Here is a 16,390-nt window from a genome sequence, read left to right on the forward strand (position 1 = left end):
GCGACAACATGACCTCCGAGACCAGCACACTGAGCACCATCGAAGCCACAACAGCCCAGCTGGAAGCGGAACTTCCACGCCTGGAGCAGCACCAGCAGACTCTGGAGAAGGAACTCGCGGCCGTCACCGGGCGGCTGGAGTCGATGCGGACCGCGCTGACGGCGCTGCGCGCGCTGTCCGGTGCCGCCGTTCCGTCCACGGACACGGCGCCGCAGGTTGCCGAGGCGGCGGACGCCGTCGTGGCGGACGAGGACGCGGAGGGTACGGAGAGCGCACAGGGCGCTGCCGCTCCGCTGATCCCGCAGCAGGCTCAGAGTTCCGTCGAGGCAGTCGACGCAGTCGTCCCGGCACAGGCTCCGAAGGACCAGGAGGAAGCCGGGGCGGAGGAGGCGTCTCAGGCGGCAGCCGAGCCGGAGCAGGGCAAGCCGGTTGAGGCGGCGACCGCCGTGACGCCCGCGCGCCGCACCGCGCGCAAGACGTCCGCTCCCAAGGGCCGCAAGCAGGCCACCGCCGCTGCTGAGAAGCCGAAGAGCACGCGGGCACGGACCAGGAAGGCCGAGGCGACCGGCGCCGCCAAGTCGGCCAAGACCGCCTCGTCCAGCACCGCCAAGGCCACCAAGGCCACCGAATCCGCCAAGGACACCGGATCCGCCAAGACCGCGAGTTCCTCGAAGGAAACCGGTTCGGCCGCCAAGGCATCCAGGTCCACCAAGGCCGCCGTCAAGCCCGCGAGGGCCAAGGTCTCGAAGAAGGCTGCCGATTCCGCGTCGGCCTCCGACGACAGCAACGGTCTCACCGAGATGACCATCAAGGTGCTGTCCACGTTCGGCGACACCCCCGTTCGTGCCCGTGACGTCACGAAGGCCCTGGGCCGCGAACTCACCCCGAACGGCATCAACACCGTACGCAGCACGCTCGACCGGCTCGTCGCCACCTCCCGTGCCCACCGCGCCGGCCGGGGTCTCTACCAGGCCGTCGTCGGCTGACACACCACTCGCACCGTTCGAGAGGGTTCCCCGCGCGCCCTCGTCACGTCTCGGCAGTCGTGACGAGGGCGCGCGCGTGCGTGCAGAGGCCGCGTGCATGCGTGCAGAGGCCGCGTGCGTGCGTGCGGGCATCCGGCGGTACGTGTCACGTGCCGACTGTCACATGCCGGCTGTCACATGGCTTGTGGCTTGTGGCTCGTGGCTCGTGGCTTGTGGCTTGTGGCTTGTGGCGAACGGTGCTGGTTTGATGCTCCGGGCCGGGTTCCGTCCCGCTCTGCTGGTTGCCGACATGTCTTCATCACTGCGCCTCGAACTATCTCGGTCTCGGGTTCCGCCGGACCGGTGAGATGAGCGGCGACCAGGTTGTCGGCGAGCTGGAACTCGACGAGGTGTGAGGGCGGGTGACGAGTCCGGGCACGTCGGGGCACGGCCGGGCGCGATGCCGGGGTGGTGTGCGGTGTGCGATGCCGGGGTGGTGCGTGATGGGCGATGCGCTGCGGTACTCGGTGCGGGTGGCTTGGCCGAAGACGGCTGCCCAGCTCGTGGGTGACCGCCGGTACGGACGCTCCAAAGCCTCTGGACGTCACGACGGGGGGCGTGAGTTCATGGTTCGGGCGGCTGCGCCCGCGTGGGGTCGGGAAGCAGCCCGGGAAGAGCCGGAGCGGAACGGAACAGGCCGGGCAGGACGGGGCGGGCCTGCGCGCTCCGGCGTGGAACGGGCCGATGCGGCAGGGGGACGTCGATGGCACGGCGCGGGGCGAGAATTCCGAGTGGTCGGCTGTGCGCGGGAATCGTGCTCGGCATCCTGGCGGGACTGGTGACGCTGTGGTTGCTCATGCGCGTCGGGCATTCCCTCTACACCACGCGCAGCTGGCTGAAGACGCTGCTGCTGCCGGGGGCCGGAATCGCCGTGGGCTGTGCCGTGTCGCTCGGGCGCGCGGGCACCGGCATCGGGCACTCATGGGGCCTGCTTGCCGGGATAGCCGCCATGTTCTTCTGCGCCACGCATATGCAATACCTGTCGTCCAACGCCCTGCACGACCGGGGCCAGGAGGTGTACGGAGTCATACAGAAGGAAACCTCCGCGACCCATGACCCGGACGGCGGCCCCACCACGTACAGCTACGCCGTCGCCTATCCGGGGGACCTGCGGCAACGGGAGCTGTCCACCGTGGGCAGGGAGTTGCAGGTCGGGGGACGCTACCTGATCACCGTCGACCCGGAGTCGAAGGTCCACCCAAAGGTCGGCCCCAGGCCCGGTACGGACGTCTCCGACATCGTCTGGCAGATCATCTGCGCGGTCTTTCTCATGCCTTTCTGCGTCGCTTCCGTGGCGATGAGCCTTCGGCCGGACGAACTCACGGGCTGGTGACTCACCTGGGTGAATGCCGCCGCCCCGGGCCGGGGCGGCGGCACGGAGGCCACGTCGTACGCGTTCCTCGGCGCAGGAGGGGGCGGGCCCGGCGGGTCGGCACGCGGTGGGGACCTCGTGGGAGGGCGACCGCGTGCGGGACCGGACCCGCCCCGTATCGTCACCGGACCAACGTCTTGCGCAATGCCTCGGCGAACTCCTCGGGCTGCCCCAGGAAGGCTCCGTGGTCCCCGGGGAACACCACGGGTTCAGAACCGAGGAGGTCGGCCAGTGCGACGGAGGTGCGGTGCGTGATCAGGCCACCCGACTCGGCTCCGACACCGACGACCACCCTGGCCGGAGCGGCCTTGAGCGCGGCGATGCCGGGCACGTGACGAGCGGTGCCCCGCAGTTCGTGGCCGAAGAAACGGGCGCTGTTCGCGAGGTCCTGGGGTGTGGGTTCCCCCACCGGCGTGGGAGCTCCGCCCTCGCCCAGATCGAAACCGGCGACGGTCATGAACCTCATCCATGCCGCGCCCACCCCCTCCCGGTGAAAGGTCTCGACGATGCTCTCCATCGCGGCGCGCTGCTCGTCGGCGTCGGGGAGGATCTCCGTGACCGGAGGTTCGTGCGCCACGAGCGTCCGCACCCGGTTCGGGTGGCGTGCGACGAGCGCGAGGCCGGTCACCGCGCCGCCGCTGCTGCCGAACACGTCGGCGGAATCGGCCCCGAGCGCGTCCAGAATGGCCACCACGTCGTCGGCACGCAGTTCGGGCGTGGATTCCTGTTCGGGGTCGTCGAGGGTGCTGCCCGAGATGCCGCGCGGGTCATGGGTGACGACGGTGTGGTCGACGGCGAGCGCGTCGGCCAGCGGTGCGAAGGCACCGGCGTCCATCGGCGACCCCATCACCAGCAGCAACGGTCCGGTTCCTCGGACTTCGTAGTGGAGGTGGGCACCGGGAACGTCGAGGGTGTGGCGGGTGGTCATGCCGTTGGTCCTTCCTCAGGTGAACCGCCGCAGCTGCGGCGACAGAGAGTAGGACTCCGGCCGACACGAAAAGTCATCGCTCATTCGTTCGAATCTATACTTCTCGCGGAAAGCCCTGCGGAAACTTCACGGGAGACCTCGCGGGGGACCTCACAGAAAGCTCGCGAGGGCATCGCGGAGGACTCGCGGGGTCTCGCAGAAACCTCGCGGAGACCTCGCGGTTCGGCGCCATCTCGACGATGACAGAATGGTGCAAATGACGACATCTTGCGGGCCTGCGGCGACGACCGGTCCCGGGCTCCGGGCCGGGCAGCACCATCCCGTTCCCTGGTCGAGCGGCGAGCCGCTGCACACCGAGCTGCTCACGGCGAAGGAGCTGGTGTACGACCCGTGCGGCTTCGTCTGCACCCGGCCGGAGCCCGAGGCGGAGAGCGCGGAATACGTCGCGCATGTGTTCAGTGTGGACGGCTCAACCGTCAGGTTCCGGGTGGCCAAGACCACCCCGACCAAGGCCGGCCAGTTCGTGACCGTGTGGAAGCGGTCGGCCGACGGGCCGATTCAGCCCTTCGGCTCCGAGGACCCCGTCGATCTCTTCGTCATCAGCAGCCGTGACGCCGACGGCCGCTTCGGACAGTTCGTGTTTCCCCGGGACGTGCTCTGCGAACAGGGCATCGTGGCGCGGAACGGTTCCGGCGGGAAGCGTGCCTTCCGCGTCTATCCCCCGTGGGTGGCGACGACCAGTCGCCAGGCGGCCCGCACGCAGGAGTGGCAGACCGACTACTTCCTACACGTGAGCCCGGCGACGGACGGGGACGGTGGTGACGCGAACGGTGGCGACGGGGGCCGGGCGGACGCGGGGGCAACGGTCGACCCGGTCCGGTGCCGGGCGCTCTATCACCCGTGACGAAGTCCCGAACGCGTACCCGACCGGTGTGGGGTGCGGCTGTTCGGCGTGTCGATCGTTCGGCGTGCCGATCGTTCGGTGCGACGGCCGTTCGGCGTGCCGGCCGCTCGGTGCGACGGCCGTCGCGTGTGCGCTACCGCACCGCACCCGGGTGTCAGCGGTAGTCCTCCGGATGGCCCTGCATCCACGTGTTGACGCGGTCGCGGGTGCCGAGCAGTTCGGAACGGTGCTTCTCCAGGTTCGCCGTGGAGGTGTCACCGTTCAGGGCCGCCCGCAGGGAACCGATCCGGGCCAGTGGCTCCTCGAAATGACCGGGGCCCTGGACGTCCGCCTTCATCGACTTCTCCAGGCGCGCGAGTTCGTCGTTGACACGGCCCAGGACGTAGGCGCAGTCCGCCGATCCAGGTGTGCAGGTCTCGGTCAGTGTGGCCTGGAGGCCCGCGAAGGCGTCGCGTACCGCCTCCGGCCGGTTCCCGGCTGCCTCGACTGCTGCGTCGGCCGCCGCGTCCACCCTCGCCGCTTCCTCGGCGTCCTTCACCGCTGTGGCCACGTCGGCCGCGCTGTCCGCCCCGGCGGCGTTCACGGAGGGTGTCACGTAGCGGACGTCACCGCCCGGCCCCTGCGAGGTGTCCACGCCCGCGCAGCCGGTCAGGACCGTCCCGAGGGCCGTGGCGACGACCGCGGCCGTCGCCACGGTACGCGTGCGCGTGGCTGTACGGAGGTGCGCGCGGGCGCGTGTGCGGGTGTGTGCGCGGATGAACATGAGGCCCCCTCGTCCGGTTCGCCGCACCTTACCGGCCCGGGTCCCCGGCCGCCCGTCCGGTGATCAGGGCCTGGAGCGCGGGCGCGTACAGGTCGGCGAGGTGCTCGGGTGTCGCCCGTGAGCCGGCGCCCTCCGGGTGGAGGCTGAGCGTGGCTCCGAGGCCGAGGAGGTGACCGGCGACGAGTTCGGCGCGCAGGGCGGCTTCCGGGCCGGCGAGGCGGGCGGCCAGTTCTTCGGTGACCTGCTGGTGGAAGCGATCGCGCAACAGGGACCGTTCGTCGCGGTTGCCGAGCGAGAAGACGACGCGCAGCAGGGGGTCGGACTTCAGCTCGCGGCGGCGCTTCACGAGCGTCACCACCAGGTGGCGGCCCAGCCCGTCGAGCGGGGCGTCGAAGAGCTCGGCCGCCGCGGGAGCGAAGTCGGCGACGGTGTTGAAGAGTTCCTCCTTGCGGCCGAAGTGCTTGACGACCAGCGACGGGCTCACCCCGGCGTCGGCCGCGATCCCCCGGATGGTCACGTCGGCGTACGGGCGCTGCGTGAACGCGCGGCGGGCGGCTCGCAGGATCGCGTCCCGCCCACTGCCCTGATCGGCAACGGATGGATCGGCGACGGATGGATCGGCAGCGGACTCACCGGCGGGCGCCGCATCAGCAGGCGCCGCATCAACAGCGGACGGATCAGCAGCGGACGGATCGGCGGCAAGCTGGTTCCTTGCCTCCCATCCCGATCCCGCTCCCCTCGACTCCGGCTCCGGATCCGGCTCCAACTCCAGCTCCGTTTCCGTCGACTCCGCCGCCGTTTCCGTCAGCTCCGGTTCCGAGCCCGCTTCCGGTTCGGGGACGGGTGCCGGGGCCGGTGCGGTGGCGTGGCCGCTGGTCATGCGCCCTCCTGGATCTCCTGGGCCTCGTGGACCGGCGCCGTCCGCGCACCGTCCTTCCGGGCGCCCGCGGTGTCGCCGCCGCTTTCGACCGTACCCGCCGCGGGCCTACGGCCGCCCGGCAGGCACAGGGTGACCAGCAATGCCGCGAGCGCGGCGCCCGCCGCGATCAGGAAGACCAGCTGATACGCGTGGAGCGTCGGGGCCACCCGGCCGCCCACCCTGAACGTGAGCCCCGACAGGACCGCGGCCACCGTGGCGCTGCAGCACGCCTGCCCGATCGACCGCATGAGGGTGTTGAGGCCGTTTGCCGCCCCGGTCTCGCCGACCGGGACACCTCGCATGACGAGTGCGGGCAGCGCCGAGTACGCGAGGGCCGTACCCGAGGCCACGACCGTCGCCCCGGCGATGATCAGCCAGAGGCTGTGGCTGGTGAAGTACCGCACCACGTAACCGACGGCGATCACAGCGCCCGCGAGCGCCAGGCTGACCTTCGGCCCGTACGCCCCGGAGATCCGGGCCGAGACCGGTGAGAGTGCCACCATCATCACGCCACCCGGCAGCAGGCACAGTCCGCTGACCACGAGCGACGCCCCGAGCCCGTATCCCGTCTCCTTCGGCTCCTGCACCATCTGCGCGGTGACCAGGGAATTCGCGTAGAACGCGAAGCCGATCAGCAAAGCGGCGACGTTGGTGAGCAGGACCGCCGGGCGGGCGGAGACCCGCAGGTCGACCATGGGCGTCGGGACGCGGAGCTCGTACACGCCCCAGGCCAGCGCCACGACGACGGCGGCCACCAGCAGACCGACCGTCCGGGCCGAGGTCCAGCCCCAGTCGGCGCCCTGGGTGACGGCGAGCAGCAGACAGACCAGGGCACCGGACAGCCCCAGGGCGCCGACGGCGTCGAAGCGCCCGCGGGTGCGCAGCGGGGATTCCGGTACGCATCGCAGCACCAGCAGAATGTCGATGACGCCGATCGCTCCCGAGACCCAGAACATCGTGTGCCAGTCGAAGTTCTCCACGACGAGCGCCGCCACCGGCAGTCCGATCGCGGCTCCGATGCCGAGCGTCGAGCTCATCAGTGCCACCGCGGACAGCACCCGCTCGGGCGGGAGTTCGTCGCGCAGGATGCTGATGCCCAGCGGCACGACGGCGATCGCCGCTCCCTGGAGGGCGCGGCCGGTGATCAGTACCCCGATGTGGGAGCTGACCGCGCACAGCACCGAGCCGAGCACCAGCACCATGAGTGAGGCGACGAGCACCCGCCGCTTGCCGTACATGTCGCCGACCCTGCCCAGGACGGGCGTGAAGACGGCCCCGGTGAGCAGGGTGACGGTGACCAGCCAACTGGCGGCGGTGGGGGTGGCGCCGGTGAGCTCCGGGATGTGCGGCAGCAGCGGCACGACGATCGTCTGCATGACCGCGACCACGACCCCGCAGAAGGCAAGTACCCCGACGGCGAAGCGGGGCGGCGGAGCTGAACGCGGAACGGTGTCCGGGGCGGTGTTCGGGGCGGGTATGTCCGCGGGCATGGCTCTCCGTACGGGGGTCGGCGGCGGGCTCGGCAGGGCGTCGGCGGCAAGGCACACCTGGGGTGCACAGGCGTTCACCCCAGGGTAAACGCCTGTGCACCCCCTTCGCGACGGGAATGGCGTGCGCCGCGTTAGCCTCGGAGTCCCGGGCCTCCGGTCCGGACTACTGAGACGAGAAGGCGAAGGTGGCTGCGATGGCGAAGGTTCCGGCAGCGGCGGTGGCGGCGAGCGGACTGATCGGCGGGTACGCGGTCGCACGGTGGACCAGGAAGCGCCCGCTGGGCGGAGTCGCCCTCGCCGCGGCGGGCGGTGTCGCCGCGTACGAGTGGAACCGGCAGGCCGGGCCGCGTGCGGCCGTCGGGCTGACCACCGCGTATGTGGCCGCGTTCGCCGGTTCGCACCCTCTGGCCAAGAAGGTCGGCGCCTGGCCCGCCGTGTTCGCCGTGGCGGGCGGCATGGCCGCAGCGTCGTGGGCGGTCACGCGCTGCTCCGCCTGAGTGCCCGGCGGATGGCCTCCGGCCGGGGGTCATCCGCGGGGCTCCGCGCCGCGCGGGAACGGCCTGGCGCTGTGACCGCGCGGGAACGGCCTGGCGCTGTGACCGTCTTCAGACTCGTGCCGTCCGGCCGGGACCTGCCCGCGGAGGCCGAGCCGACCGACGGTTGACCGGCTCGGCGCGCGCGGTGCCGGACGACGGCGGGCCGCCGGCCGAGCCGCCCCTCGGCCCACGTGGCCGCCGGTCCGGCGGGCGGACCGGACTGCACCGGGCAGCCGGGGTCGGTTCGTGCTTCCGGGGCGCACGGAGTCATCGTTGAAAATTGAACGTGACGTCTGGATACCGCCGGACCCGCAGGACGTTCCGGTCTTGGATTGAGCATGTCCAAGACCGGAACAAGGAGTTCTACGGAGATGACGATGAACGGTGCGACGGCGCTCGACGGCAAGGTGGCGCTGGTGACCGGCGGCAGTCGGGGAATCGGGGCTGCGGTCGCGCTGCGGCTGGCCGAGGACGGCGCAGACGTGGCGCTGACCTACCAGGGCTCGGCCGAGTTGGCCGAGGAGGTGGTCGCCAAGATCACCACGATGGGGCGGAGCGGCTTGGCCGTCCGCGCGGACAGCGCAGACCCGGAGGCGGTGCGCGGCGCGGTGGCAGCGGTCGCCGAGCGGTTCACGCGGCTGGACATCCTGGTGAACAACGCGGGTGTCGGCGCCGTCGGACCGATCGAGGCGGTGACATGCGACCAGATCGACCGGGTGCTGGCGGTGAACGTTCGCGCGCCCTACCTCTACGCCCAGGCGGCGCTCCAGTACCTGGCCAAGGGCGGACGGATCGTGAGCATCGGCAGCTGTATCGCCCAGCGCGTGGCCTTCCCCGGAGGCACGCTCTACGCGACCAGCAAGGCCGCTCTGATCGGCTTCACCAAGGGCATGGCCCGGGAGCTCGGCCCGCATGGGGTCACCGTCAATCTGGTCCACCCGGGCCCGATCGACACCGACATGAACCCGGGCGACGGTGATTCCGCCGACTTCCAGCGCGGCTTCACTGCGCTCGGCCGCTACGGCACGGCGGTGGAGGTCGCGGATGCCGTCTCGTACCTGGTCGGCGAGAGCGCCCGATACGTCACAGGCGCGGAGCTGGCGGTGGACGGTGGCTTCGCGGTCTGAGCCCGCACGGTCCGACGCAGCAGCCGTCGCCCTCGCCCCACTTCTCCTGTGGGCGTAGCCGTTTGACGGCACTCCCCAAGGGCTGTCCCGCAATCCCTGGCGGGCGCGCGACGACGGCTTCGGCACCTCGCGGCGTTGCCGGAACATTCGCATACATCCAGTACGCGCATGTCCCTCCGCCTTGCGATGCACCGCATCCGACGCCGCGCACCGTTCCACCGCGGACTACGGGACAGCCCTTAGGCCCCCAGCGCCCAGGTCACGGTGTGGATGAACAGCCCCGCGAGCGCGCCCACCACCGTGCCGTTGATCCGGATGAACTGGAGGTCGCGGCCGATGTGCGCCTCGATCTTCTTCGACGTCTGCTCCGCGTCCCAGCTCGCCACCGTGTCGCTGATCAGCGAGGTGATCTCCGCGCGGTACGTCGTCACCACGTACACCGCCGCGTCCTCCAGCCAGCCCTCCAGCTTGGCCTGCATGCGCCCGTCCGTCGCCAGCCGCGCGCCGAAGGTCAGCAGCGAGGAACGCGCCCGTCGGCGCAGCTCGCTCTGCTCGTCGTCCGCCGCGTTGATGATCATCGTCCGGACCGATGACCAGGCCGACGCGATGACCTCCTGAACCTCGCCGCGTCCCAGGATCTCCGACTTCAGCCGCTCCACCCGCGCCCGGGTGTCCGGGTCCGTCTGCAGGTCGGCCGCGAAGTCGGTGAGGAAGGTGTCGATCGAGGCGCGCGCCGGGTGCCCCGGCATGTCCCGCATCTCCGTGATGAACCTCAGCAGTTCCTTGTAGACCCGCTCCCCCACGCGTTTGTCGACGAAGCGCGGCGTCCAGCCCGGCGCCCCGCCCTGCACCGCGTTCATCACCGAGTCGCCGTGCAGCACCAGCCAGTCGTGGGCCCGCACACAGATCAGGTCCACCACTCTGCGGTGGCCGCCGTCGGAGACCACCTTCTCCAGCATCTTGCCGAGACCGGGCGCGATTTCCACCGTGTTGGCCCGCCGGGTGATCGCCTCGCCCACCACGGCCTGCACGTCGGAGTCGCGCAGCACCGTCAGCGCGCCTCGCAGCGCGGTGGACAACTCGGCGGTGACCCGGTCGGCATGGGACGGTTCGGCAAGCCAGGCCCCGAGCCGGCCCCCGATGCCGAGGGCGTGGATACGGCCGCGCACCACATCGCCGGAGAGGAAGTTCTCACCGACGAAGGAACCCAGGGACTGTCCGAGCTGGTCCTTCTTGGTGGGGATGATGGCGGTGTGCGGGATCGGCAGGCCGAGCGGGCGTTTGAACAACGCGGTGACGGCGAACCAGTCGGCGAGCGCACCCACCATCCCTGCCTCGGCAGCCGCGGCGACGAAGCCCGGCCAACCGCCCACGCCCGCGTTCCCCGCCCAGGTGGCGAGTCCGTACACGAGCGCGACCAGCAGCAACAGGCCCGTTGCCGTCGTCTTCATCCGGCGCACACCGCGCCGCTTCTCCTCGTCGGCCGCGGTGTACGCGAACGCCGCGAGGGGGGCGGGCCGGCCGCCGGGACGGGCCGTATCCGCCGCCCGCTCCGCGGCGGGCTCCGTCACTCCCTGGCCCGTCCTTCTCGCACCCGGTTCCCCGGGTCCGGTCCTGTCGTTCCGTTCCATCCGCTCCGCTCCACCTGTCCGCGTACGCACCACCCCGGGTGTTCCGTACGCATTGTGCCTACCTGACCTACTCCCGTGCCGCACGCCGAGTTCCCGACGCCCTGCCCCATCATGGGACCGACCCGACAACCGCGAGGAGAAAGACCGTTCATGCCCAGGCGTCAGGGACACGCCCCGCTCATCGCCCTCGTGGCGGCCACAGCCGTGTTCGCCGCCGGGACGGCGTCCGTCGGCCCGCTGCTGTTCCCCGGATCACCGTCCGGTTCCGGTTCCGATCTCGGTTCTGGTCCCGATTCCGGTTCCGGTTCCGGTTTTGGTTCCGGTTTTGGTTCCGGTTTTGGTTCCGGTTTTGGTTCCGGTTTTGGTTCCGGTTTTGGAACCGGGACCAGAACCGGGACCGGAACTGTTTCGGGCACGGGCACGTATCCGCAGGGGGCCGACGCACCCGACCCGTGGTCCGTGGCCCGCACACCGGCCCCCACGGCCGTACCGGTCGCGCCCGCCCGGTCCGCGGGACTCTGGCTCGGCACCTGGTCCGCGGCCCCCACGGCCGGGGTGGCTCAGGAGGCGGGGCGCGGCGACGGCCCGTTCCGGCACACCATCCACAACGTCGTGCACACCAGCATCGGTGGTGACGCCGCACGCATCACCCTGTCCAACGCCTTCGGCACGCACCCGCTGCTCGTGGACCGCGCCGCGGTCGACACCCGGCCGGTGACGTTCCGCGGCGCCACCGCGGTGACGATCGCCGCGGGCGGCCAGGTCGTCAGCGATCCGGTCGTCGTCCCGGTCGCCGCCGACGCCGATCTCGTCGTCACCCTGCGCACCCCGGCCGCCGTGGGCCCGGTGACGGGCCACCCGCGCAGCCATCAGACCTCGTACCTGGAGGACGGGCGGGGCGCCCGGCCCACCACCGACTGGCGCTATCTCACCGCCGTCGACGTCCACAACGCGAACGCCGTCGGAACGGTCGCGGTGATCGGTGACTCCCTCACCGCCGGCACCGGCTCCTCACTCGACACGAACAGCCGCTGGCCCGACGTGCTCGCCGACCGTCTGCGGAACCGGTACGGAGTGGTCAACGCGGGCATCGCCGGCAACCGCATCATGCGCGACGGCACCGGCCCGCGGGCGAGCACCCGCTTCGACCATGACGCCCTCGACGTCGCCGGAGCCCGGACGGTCGTCATCGCGCTCGGCATCAACGACGTGCAGAAGCGCCCGCGGGAGACCGACTCGCACCGCATCGCGGACGCGCTGCGTTCCCTGGTCCTGCGCGCCCACGCCCGCGGGCTGCGCGCCGTCGGCGCGACCCTGATGCCGTACGAGGGGTACCGCACCTGGTCGCCCGCGCAGAACGCCGTACGGGAACGGGTCAACGAACTCATCCGGGCGGGCGGGGTCTTCGACGCGTTCATCGACTTCGACAAGGCCGCCCGGGACCCGCGCCACCCGGCCCGGCTGCTGCCCGCCTACGACTCCGGCGACCATCTCCACCTGAACGACACGGGCTACCGGCGGCTCGGCTCACTTTTCGATCCGACGGTTCTGGAGCAACGGCCGCCCGTCGACGGGCGGTTCTGACGTTCCCGACTCCGGAACAAGCCGAACCGGAACGGGACCAGGACCAGGGGCGGGACCAGGACCAGGGGCGGGCCGAACCGGAACCGGGGACGGGCCCGAAGACGGGCGATCCCTGGCGGGCGCGCGACGACAGCTACGGCACCTCGCGGCGTTGCCGGAACATTCGCATACATCCAGTACGCGCATGTCCCTCCGCCTTGCGATGCACCGCATCCGACGCCGCGCACCGTTCCACCGCGGACTAGGGGACAGCCCTTAGACGTCGGCCTCGCCCTTGCCCTTGCCCTTCTCCAGCCGCCCGCGTTCGCGCTCCCCGTCCACCTCCCGCGCGCGCGTCCGCTCGGCCTCCTTCAGCCGCTGCTTCTCCGCCTTGCTGCGCTTGCGCTCCACGCCGACGCCGCCCATCAGGGCGAAGCCGGTGATCCGGACCCGGGGCGAGTCCGGTGACACGACGCCCTCGTCCTTGGAACTCTCGCCGAAGCCGCCCATGATGCCGATCCCCCTGACGTCGGCGTGCAGGTCCGGTGGAAGCGTCACGTGCATGCCGCCCATGACCGCGAAACAGCGGATGACCACCTCACGGTCCTCGAAGTCGGCCTCGCGCAGATCGATCTCGCCGCCGCCCCAGAACGCGAACGCGGTGAACTTCCGGCCCACCGTCCAGTTCCCCCGACGCCGGAAGCCGCCCCAGAACGCGAACGCGCCGCTCGACGTGGCGGGCTTGCCGATGCGGTCCGCCCAGCGCGCCGTGGAACCGGTCGCCGCCCTCGCCGGGGCCGTTCCGGCCGGGGCCGGCGTCGTGCCCGGGGCCGGGAGGTCCCGGACGATCGGTTCCAACTCCCCGTGCGTACGTGCCTTGTAGGTGGCTTCGAGGCGCTGCTCGAACTCCTCCATTTCGAGTCGGCCCTCGGCCACCGCCTCGCGCAGGGTCTCGGCGACTCTCTCGCGCTCGGCATCGGAAGCACGCATCTCCGGGAGATCACTTGTCATACCGCGAAGCCTATTGAACGCGCACGCTTCCGTCACCGCTCCCCGTCCGCCCGCGCATCGCCACCGTTCCGGGCACGGCCCCGCCCTCGTCCGTCACCGCTCCCCGTCCGTCACCGCTCCCCGTCCGTCACCGCTCCCCGTCCGTCACCGCTCCCCGTCCGTCACCGCTCCCCGTCCGTCACCGTTCCCCGTCCGCCCGCGCGTCGTCGGCCGAGGCGTACATCTTCGCGATCACGGCCTCGATGTCCGGCTCCCGGACCGACAGGTCGGCCAGCGGGTATTCGGCGGCGATCCGGGCGACCAGCGGCGCGGCCGACTCCGAGGCCGGGAACGACAGCCACTGGCGCGGCCCCTCCACCTTCACCGTGCGGACGGACGGCGCCGACTCCAGCCGGATGGGCGGGAGCTGGCGCTCCAGGTCGACCACCAGCATCCGCTCGCTCTCGCCCACCTCGTGGAGTCCGGCGAGCGAGCCGTCGTACATCAGCCGGCCGTGGTCGATCACCATCACCCGCTTGCAGAGCTGCTCGATGTCCGTCAGATCGTGCGTGGTCAGCAGCACGGTCGTGCCGCGCTCGGCGTTCAGGTCGCGCAGGAAGCCGCGGACCTTGGCCTTGGAGACCACGTCGAGGCCGATCGTCGGCTCGTCCAGGTACAGCACCTCGGGATCGTGCAGCAGCGCCGCCGCGATGTCGCCGCGCATCCGCTGCCCCAGCGAAAGCTGCCGCACGGGAACGTCCAACAACTCGCCCAGATCGAGGAGTTCGACGCAACGGGCCAGGTTCTCGCGGAAGCGGGCGTCGGGAATCCGGTACATCCGGTGCATCAGCCGGTACGAGTCGCGCAGCGGCAGGTCCCACCACAGTGTGGTGCGCTGTCCGAACACCACACCGATCCGGTGCGCCAGTCTCGTGCGCTCCCTGGACGGGTCGATGCCCGCCACTCGCAGTCGGCCGCCGCTCGGCGTGAGAATGCCGGTGAGCATCTTGATCGTTGTCGACTTCCCCGCGCCGTTCGGGCCGATGTAGCCGACCATCTCGCCGCGCGGAACACGGAAGCTGATGGAGTCGACCGCACGGACGCGGCGGCGCTCACGGCGCATGAATCCGGTCTTGCGCCGGACGTCGAAGACCTTCTCGACGTCGTCCAGCACGATGAAGTCGTCGTCGTCGTTCCTCTCGGCCCGCTCCCCCGAACGGGTACGGGTCCCTGCCGCCGTTTCCGATTCCGCGCCCATGTCCGATGCCCCTCTTTCCTGTGCTCGCGCCCGCATGTGTTCCCGTGCCGATCCGGTCCCGGCCGGCCTCCGGGCGCCGGGGGCCGGGACCGTCCCGGTCAACTGCCCGTGCTGCGGTAGGCCCGCAGCCCCTTGCGCCAGGCCAGGCCCGCGAGCAGGCAGCACAGGGCGGCCACCGCCGGAGGCAGGAACGTCACCCACCGCGGCAGCCCCAGCGGGTACTCCCGGCCCAGCACGTACAGCGCGGGCAGCCAGTTCACGAAGGCCAGCGGCACCACGAACGTCACCCCGCGCACCAGGTCCTTCGCGAAGATCGACGGCGGGTACTGGAGCAGTGTGCTTCCGCCGTACGTGAAGGAGTTCTGCACCTCGGAGGCGTCCTGCGCGACGAACTGGAACGCCGCCCCGGCCACGAACACCGCCGCGAAGATCGCCGCCCCGCACAGCAGCATCAACGGGATCATGGCCACCTTCAGCGGTGTCCACGCCACGTCCAGCACCACCAGCGCGTACCCGAGGACCAGTGCCCCCTGGGTGATCCGCCCCAGCCTGCGCAGCGCGAACCGGTCCGCCGCCACCTGTGCCAGCACCGGTACCGGCCGTACCAGCAGGGTGTCCAGAGTGCCGTCGCGCACCCGCCGCCCCAGCCGGTCCATCGAGCCCATCACCAGGTCGGCGAGGCCGAACGCCGTTCCCGAGAGCCCGTACAGCAGGGCGATCTCCGGCAGCGAGTAGCCGCCCAACGCGTCGACGTGCGCGAACATCAGCAGGATCGCGACGAAGTCGAAGGCGGTCACGGCGAAGTTCCCCAGCGCGGTCATCGCGAACGAGGCCCGGTAGGTCATCGTCGACCGCAGCCACATCATCGCGATCAGCCCGTACGCCCGGACTCCGTCGACGAACCGTGACCGCTCGACGTACACCGCCCCGGGCGCAGCCGAGCCCCGGTCGACACCGACACCGACACCGTCATCACTGCCGTCGCCCGCGGCTCCGGCCGTCCCCACCGCACCAGTCGTCTCAGCCACCCTGGACCACCACCCTCCGCGTCGCCACCGACTGCACCAACCGGCCCACCAGCAGCAGGGCGAGCGCCCAGCCGCCCTGGAACGCGTACGCCTCCACCAGACCCCACCCCGTGTACTTGCCGAGGAACACGTCGGCGGGCACCTGGAGCAGCGACGACCACGGCAGCACCCGCGCCACCTCGCCCAGCAGGCCCGGGAACAGCGTCAGCGGCAGCAGCATCCCGGAGAAGAACAACCCGGCCAGGGACGTGATCTGCGCGACTCCGGCCCCGTCCAGCAGCCAGAACGCGGAGAGCGCCACCAGGTAGCGGATCGCGAAGCTGACCACGACGCCGAGCGTCACCGAGACGAGGAAGGCCAGCCAGATCCCGGCCGAGGACGGCAGCGCGAGGTCGAAGGCGAGCGAGCCCAGCAGCATCGGCGCCACGCCGCGGCCCAGCAGGTGGAACGCGGCCCGGCCCAGGTCGCCCGCCAGCCACCACAGTTGGAGGTCCGCGGGCCGGTAGAGGTCGACCGCCACGTCGCCGGTGCGGATGCGCTCGATCAGTTCGTCCTCGAAGCCTCCGCCCATCATGGCGCAGGTCATCAGCAGCGCCTGCCCGAGCCACACGTAGGCGAGGGCCTGAGGCATGTCGTAGCCGCCGAGCCGCGGACGCTCGTCCCACAGCGCGATGTAGGTGTAGGCCATGATGAACCCGAAGACGGTGTTGGTGAACACCCCCGCCGCCGTCGCGGTCCGGTAGGTGGCATAGCGCCGGAACCCGCCCGCCGCCACCACCGCGTACAGCCGCACCGTATCGCTCCTGTCGTCGTCCGGCGCCCCGAGGCCGCTGGGCACCAAAGCGCACGACATTAG

Annotated in this window: 15 protein-coding genes; 6 read left to right on the plus strand and 9 right to left on the minus strand. The window is 71.2% G+C overall.

Annotated features, from left to right (window positions below):
- Window positions 1-8: 8 nt before the first annotated feature.
- Window positions 9-986, plus strand: coding sequence for a hypothetical protein (locus tag ACF1CT_RS22085; protein ID WP_391785617.1), 978 nt, complete (start codon window positions 9-11; stop codon window positions 984-986).
- Window positions 987-1,728: 742 nt separating this feature from the next.
- Window positions 1,729-2,358, plus strand: coding sequence for a hypothetical protein (locus ACF1CT_RS22090; protein WP_391785618.1), 630 nt, complete (start codon window positions 1,729-1,731; stop codon window positions 2,356-2,358).
- A 160-nt stretch (window positions 2,359-2,518) separates the two neighbouring features.
- Here ACF1CT_RS22090 and ACF1CT_RS22095 read toward each other — a convergent pair whose 3' ends face one another.
- Window positions 2,519-3,325 (minus strand): alpha/beta fold hydrolase, encoded by an 807-nt coding sequence (locus ACF1CT_RS22095; protein WP_391785619.1) that lies wholly within the window; start codon window positions 3,323-3,325, stop codon window positions 2,519-2,521.
- A 256-nt stretch (window positions 3,326-3,581) separates the two neighbouring features.
- Here ACF1CT_RS22095 and ACF1CT_RS22100 point away from each other — a divergent pair, with 256 nt between their 5' ends.
- Complete coding sequence (locus ACF1CT_RS22100) at window positions 3,582-4,229, plus strand: MepB family protein (RefSeq protein ID WP_391785620.1); 648 nt, start codon at window positions 3,582-3,584, stop codon at window positions 4,227-4,229.
- Window positions 4,230-4,383: 154 nt separating this feature from the next.
- Here the strand turns inward: ACF1CT_RS22100 and ACF1CT_RS22105 are convergent, their stop codons facing one another.
- From ACF1CT_RS22105 to ACF1CT_RS22115, 3 genes are read right to left on the minus strand one after another with little or no spacing between them, the layout of a single operon-like run.
- Window positions 4,384-4,992: a hypothetical protein gene (locus ACF1CT_RS22105; RefSeq protein WP_391785621.1), complete on the minus strand. Its 609-nt coding sequence runs from the start codon at window positions 4,990-4,992 to the stop codon at window positions 4,384-4,386.
- Window positions 4,993-5,020: 28 nt separating this feature from the next.
- The gene (locus ACF1CT_RS22110) at window positions 5,021-5,872 is read right to left on the minus strand and encodes a TetR family transcriptional regulator (RefSeq protein WP_391785622.1); all 852 of its coding nucleotides are present in this window, start codon (window positions 5,870-5,872) and stop codon (window positions 5,021-5,023) included.
- Window positions 5,869-7,401, minus strand: coding sequence for an MFS transporter (locus ACF1CT_RS22115; RefSeq protein WP_391785623.1), 1,533 nt, complete (start codon window positions 7,399-7,401; stop codon window positions 5,869-5,871). Before ACF1CT_RS22115 ends, ACF1CT_RS22110 begins: the two co-directional genes overlap by 4 nt.
- Window positions 7,402-7,595: 194 nt before the next feature.
- On the opposite strand from ACF1CT_RS22115, the gene ACF1CT_RS22120 reads away from it, so the two are divergent.
- Together ACF1CT_RS22120 and ACF1CT_RS22125 are read left to right on the plus strand one after the other, a co-directional pair.
- Entirely contained in the window at window positions 7,596-7,898 is a 303-nt protein-coding gene (locus tag ACF1CT_RS22120) for a hypothetical protein (RefSeq protein WP_391785624.1), read from the plus strand.
- Between the two features lie 410 nt (window positions 7,899-8,308).
- Complete coding sequence (locus ACF1CT_RS22125) at window positions 8,309-9,064, plus strand: SDR family NAD(P)-dependent oxidoreductase (RefSeq protein WP_391785625.1); 756 nt, start codon at window positions 8,309-8,311, stop codon at window positions 9,062-9,064.
- A 239-nt stretch (window positions 9,065-9,303) separates the two neighbouring features.
- On the opposite strand, the gene ACF1CT_RS22130 is transcribed toward ACF1CT_RS22125, so the two are convergent.
- Entirely contained in the window at window positions 9,304-10,695 is a 1,392-nt protein-coding gene (locus ACF1CT_RS22130) for a DUF445 domain-containing protein (protein ID WP_391785626.1), read from the minus strand.
- Window positions 10,696-10,845: 150 nt separating this feature from the next.
- Between ACF1CT_RS22130 and ACF1CT_RS22135 the strand changes: the two genes are divergently transcribed.
- On the plus strand, window positions 10,846-12,279 hold the full coding sequence (locus ACF1CT_RS22135; protein ID WP_391785627.1) for an SGNH/GDSL hydrolase family protein: 1,434 nt from the start codon (window positions 10,846-10,848) through the stop codon (window positions 12,277-12,279).
- 255 nt (window positions 12,280-12,534) lie between these two features.
- On the opposite strand, the gene ACF1CT_RS22140 is transcribed toward ACF1CT_RS22135, so the two are convergent.
- The 4 genes from ACF1CT_RS22140 to ACF1CT_RS22155 form a co-directional block, all read right to left on the minus strand.
- Window positions 12,535-13,248 carry a DUF1707 domain-containing protein gene (locus ACF1CT_RS22140; RefSeq protein WP_391785747.1) on the minus strand — a complete coding sequence of 238 codons (714 nt, stop codon included), beginning with the start codon at window positions 13,246-13,248 and terminating at the stop codon, window positions 12,535-12,537.
- A gap of 199 nt (window positions 13,249-13,447) precedes the next feature.
- Window positions 13,448-14,506: an ATP-binding cassette domain-containing protein gene (locus ACF1CT_RS22145; RefSeq protein ID WP_391785628.1), complete on the minus strand. Its 1,059-nt coding sequence runs from the start codon at window positions 14,504-14,506 to the stop codon at window positions 13,448-13,450.
- A 98-nt stretch (window positions 14,507-14,604) separates the two neighbouring features.
- Entirely contained in the window at window positions 14,605-15,513 is a 909-nt protein-coding gene (locus ACF1CT_RS22150) for an ABC transporter permease (RefSeq protein ID WP_391785748.1), read from the minus strand.
- A gap of 13 nt (window positions 15,514-15,526) precedes the next feature.
- Window positions 15,527-16,327 (minus strand): ABC transporter permease, encoded by an 801-nt coding sequence (locus ACF1CT_RS22155; RefSeq protein WP_391785629.1) that lies wholly within the window; start codon window positions 16,325-16,327, stop codon window positions 15,527-15,529.
- Between the last annotated feature and the right edge of the window lie 63 nt (window positions 16,328-16,390).

The sequence above is a fragment of the Streptomyces sp. NPDC014734 genome (genome assembly GCF_043083325.1).
GTDB lineage: Bacteria > Actinomycetota > Actinomycetes > Streptomycetales > Streptomycetaceae > Streptomyces.

Coding starts and splice junctions, on each gene's coding strand:
- ACF1CT_RS22085 (WP_391785617.1), top strand. CDS start 9: ATGACCTCCGAGACCAGCACACTGAGCACCATCGAAGCCACAACAGCC.
- ACF1CT_RS22090 (WP_391785618.1), top strand. CDS start 1,729: ATGGCACGGCGCGGGGCGAGAATTCCGAGTGGTCGGCTGTGCGCGGGA.
- ACF1CT_RS22095 (WP_391785619.1), bottom strand. CDS start 3,325: ATGACCACCCGCCACACCCTCGACGTTCCCGGTGCCCACCTCCACTAC.
- ACF1CT_RS22100 (WP_391785620.1), top strand. CDS start 3,582: ATGACGACATCTTGCGGGCCTGCGGCGACGACCGGTCCCGGGCTCCGG.
- ACF1CT_RS22105 (WP_391785621.1), bottom strand. CDS start 4,992: ATGTTCATCCGCGCACACACCCGCACACGCGCCCGCGCGCACCTCCGT.
- ACF1CT_RS22110 (WP_391785622.1), bottom strand. CDS start 5,872: ATGACCAGCGGCCACGCCACCGCACCGGCCCCGGCACCCGTCCCCGAA.
- ACF1CT_RS22115 (WP_391785623.1), bottom strand. CDS start 7,401: ATGCCCGCGGACATACCCGCCCCGAACACCGCCCCGGACACCGTTCCG.
- ACF1CT_RS22120 (WP_391785624.1), top strand. CDS start 7,596: ATGGCGAAGGTTCCGGCAGCGGCGGTGGCGGCGAGCGGACTGATCGGC.
- ACF1CT_RS22125 (WP_391785625.1), top strand. CDS start 8,309: ATGACGATGAACGGTGCGACGGCGCTCGACGGCAAGGTGGCGCTGGTG.
- ACF1CT_RS22130 (WP_391785626.1), bottom strand. CDS start 10,695: ATGGAACGGAACGACAGGACCGGACCCGGGGAACCGGGTGCGAGAAGG.
- ACF1CT_RS22135 (WP_391785627.1), top strand. CDS start 10,846: ATGCCCAGGCGTCAGGGACACGCCCCGCTCATCGCCCTCGTGGCGGCC.
- ACF1CT_RS22140 (WP_391785747.1), bottom strand. CDS start 13,248: ATGCGTGCTTCCGATGCCGAGCGCGAGAGAGTCGCCGAGACCCTGCGC.
- ACF1CT_RS22145 (WP_391785628.1), bottom strand. CDS start 14,506: ATGGGCGCGGAATCGGAAACGGCGGCAGGGACCCGTACCCGTTCGGGG.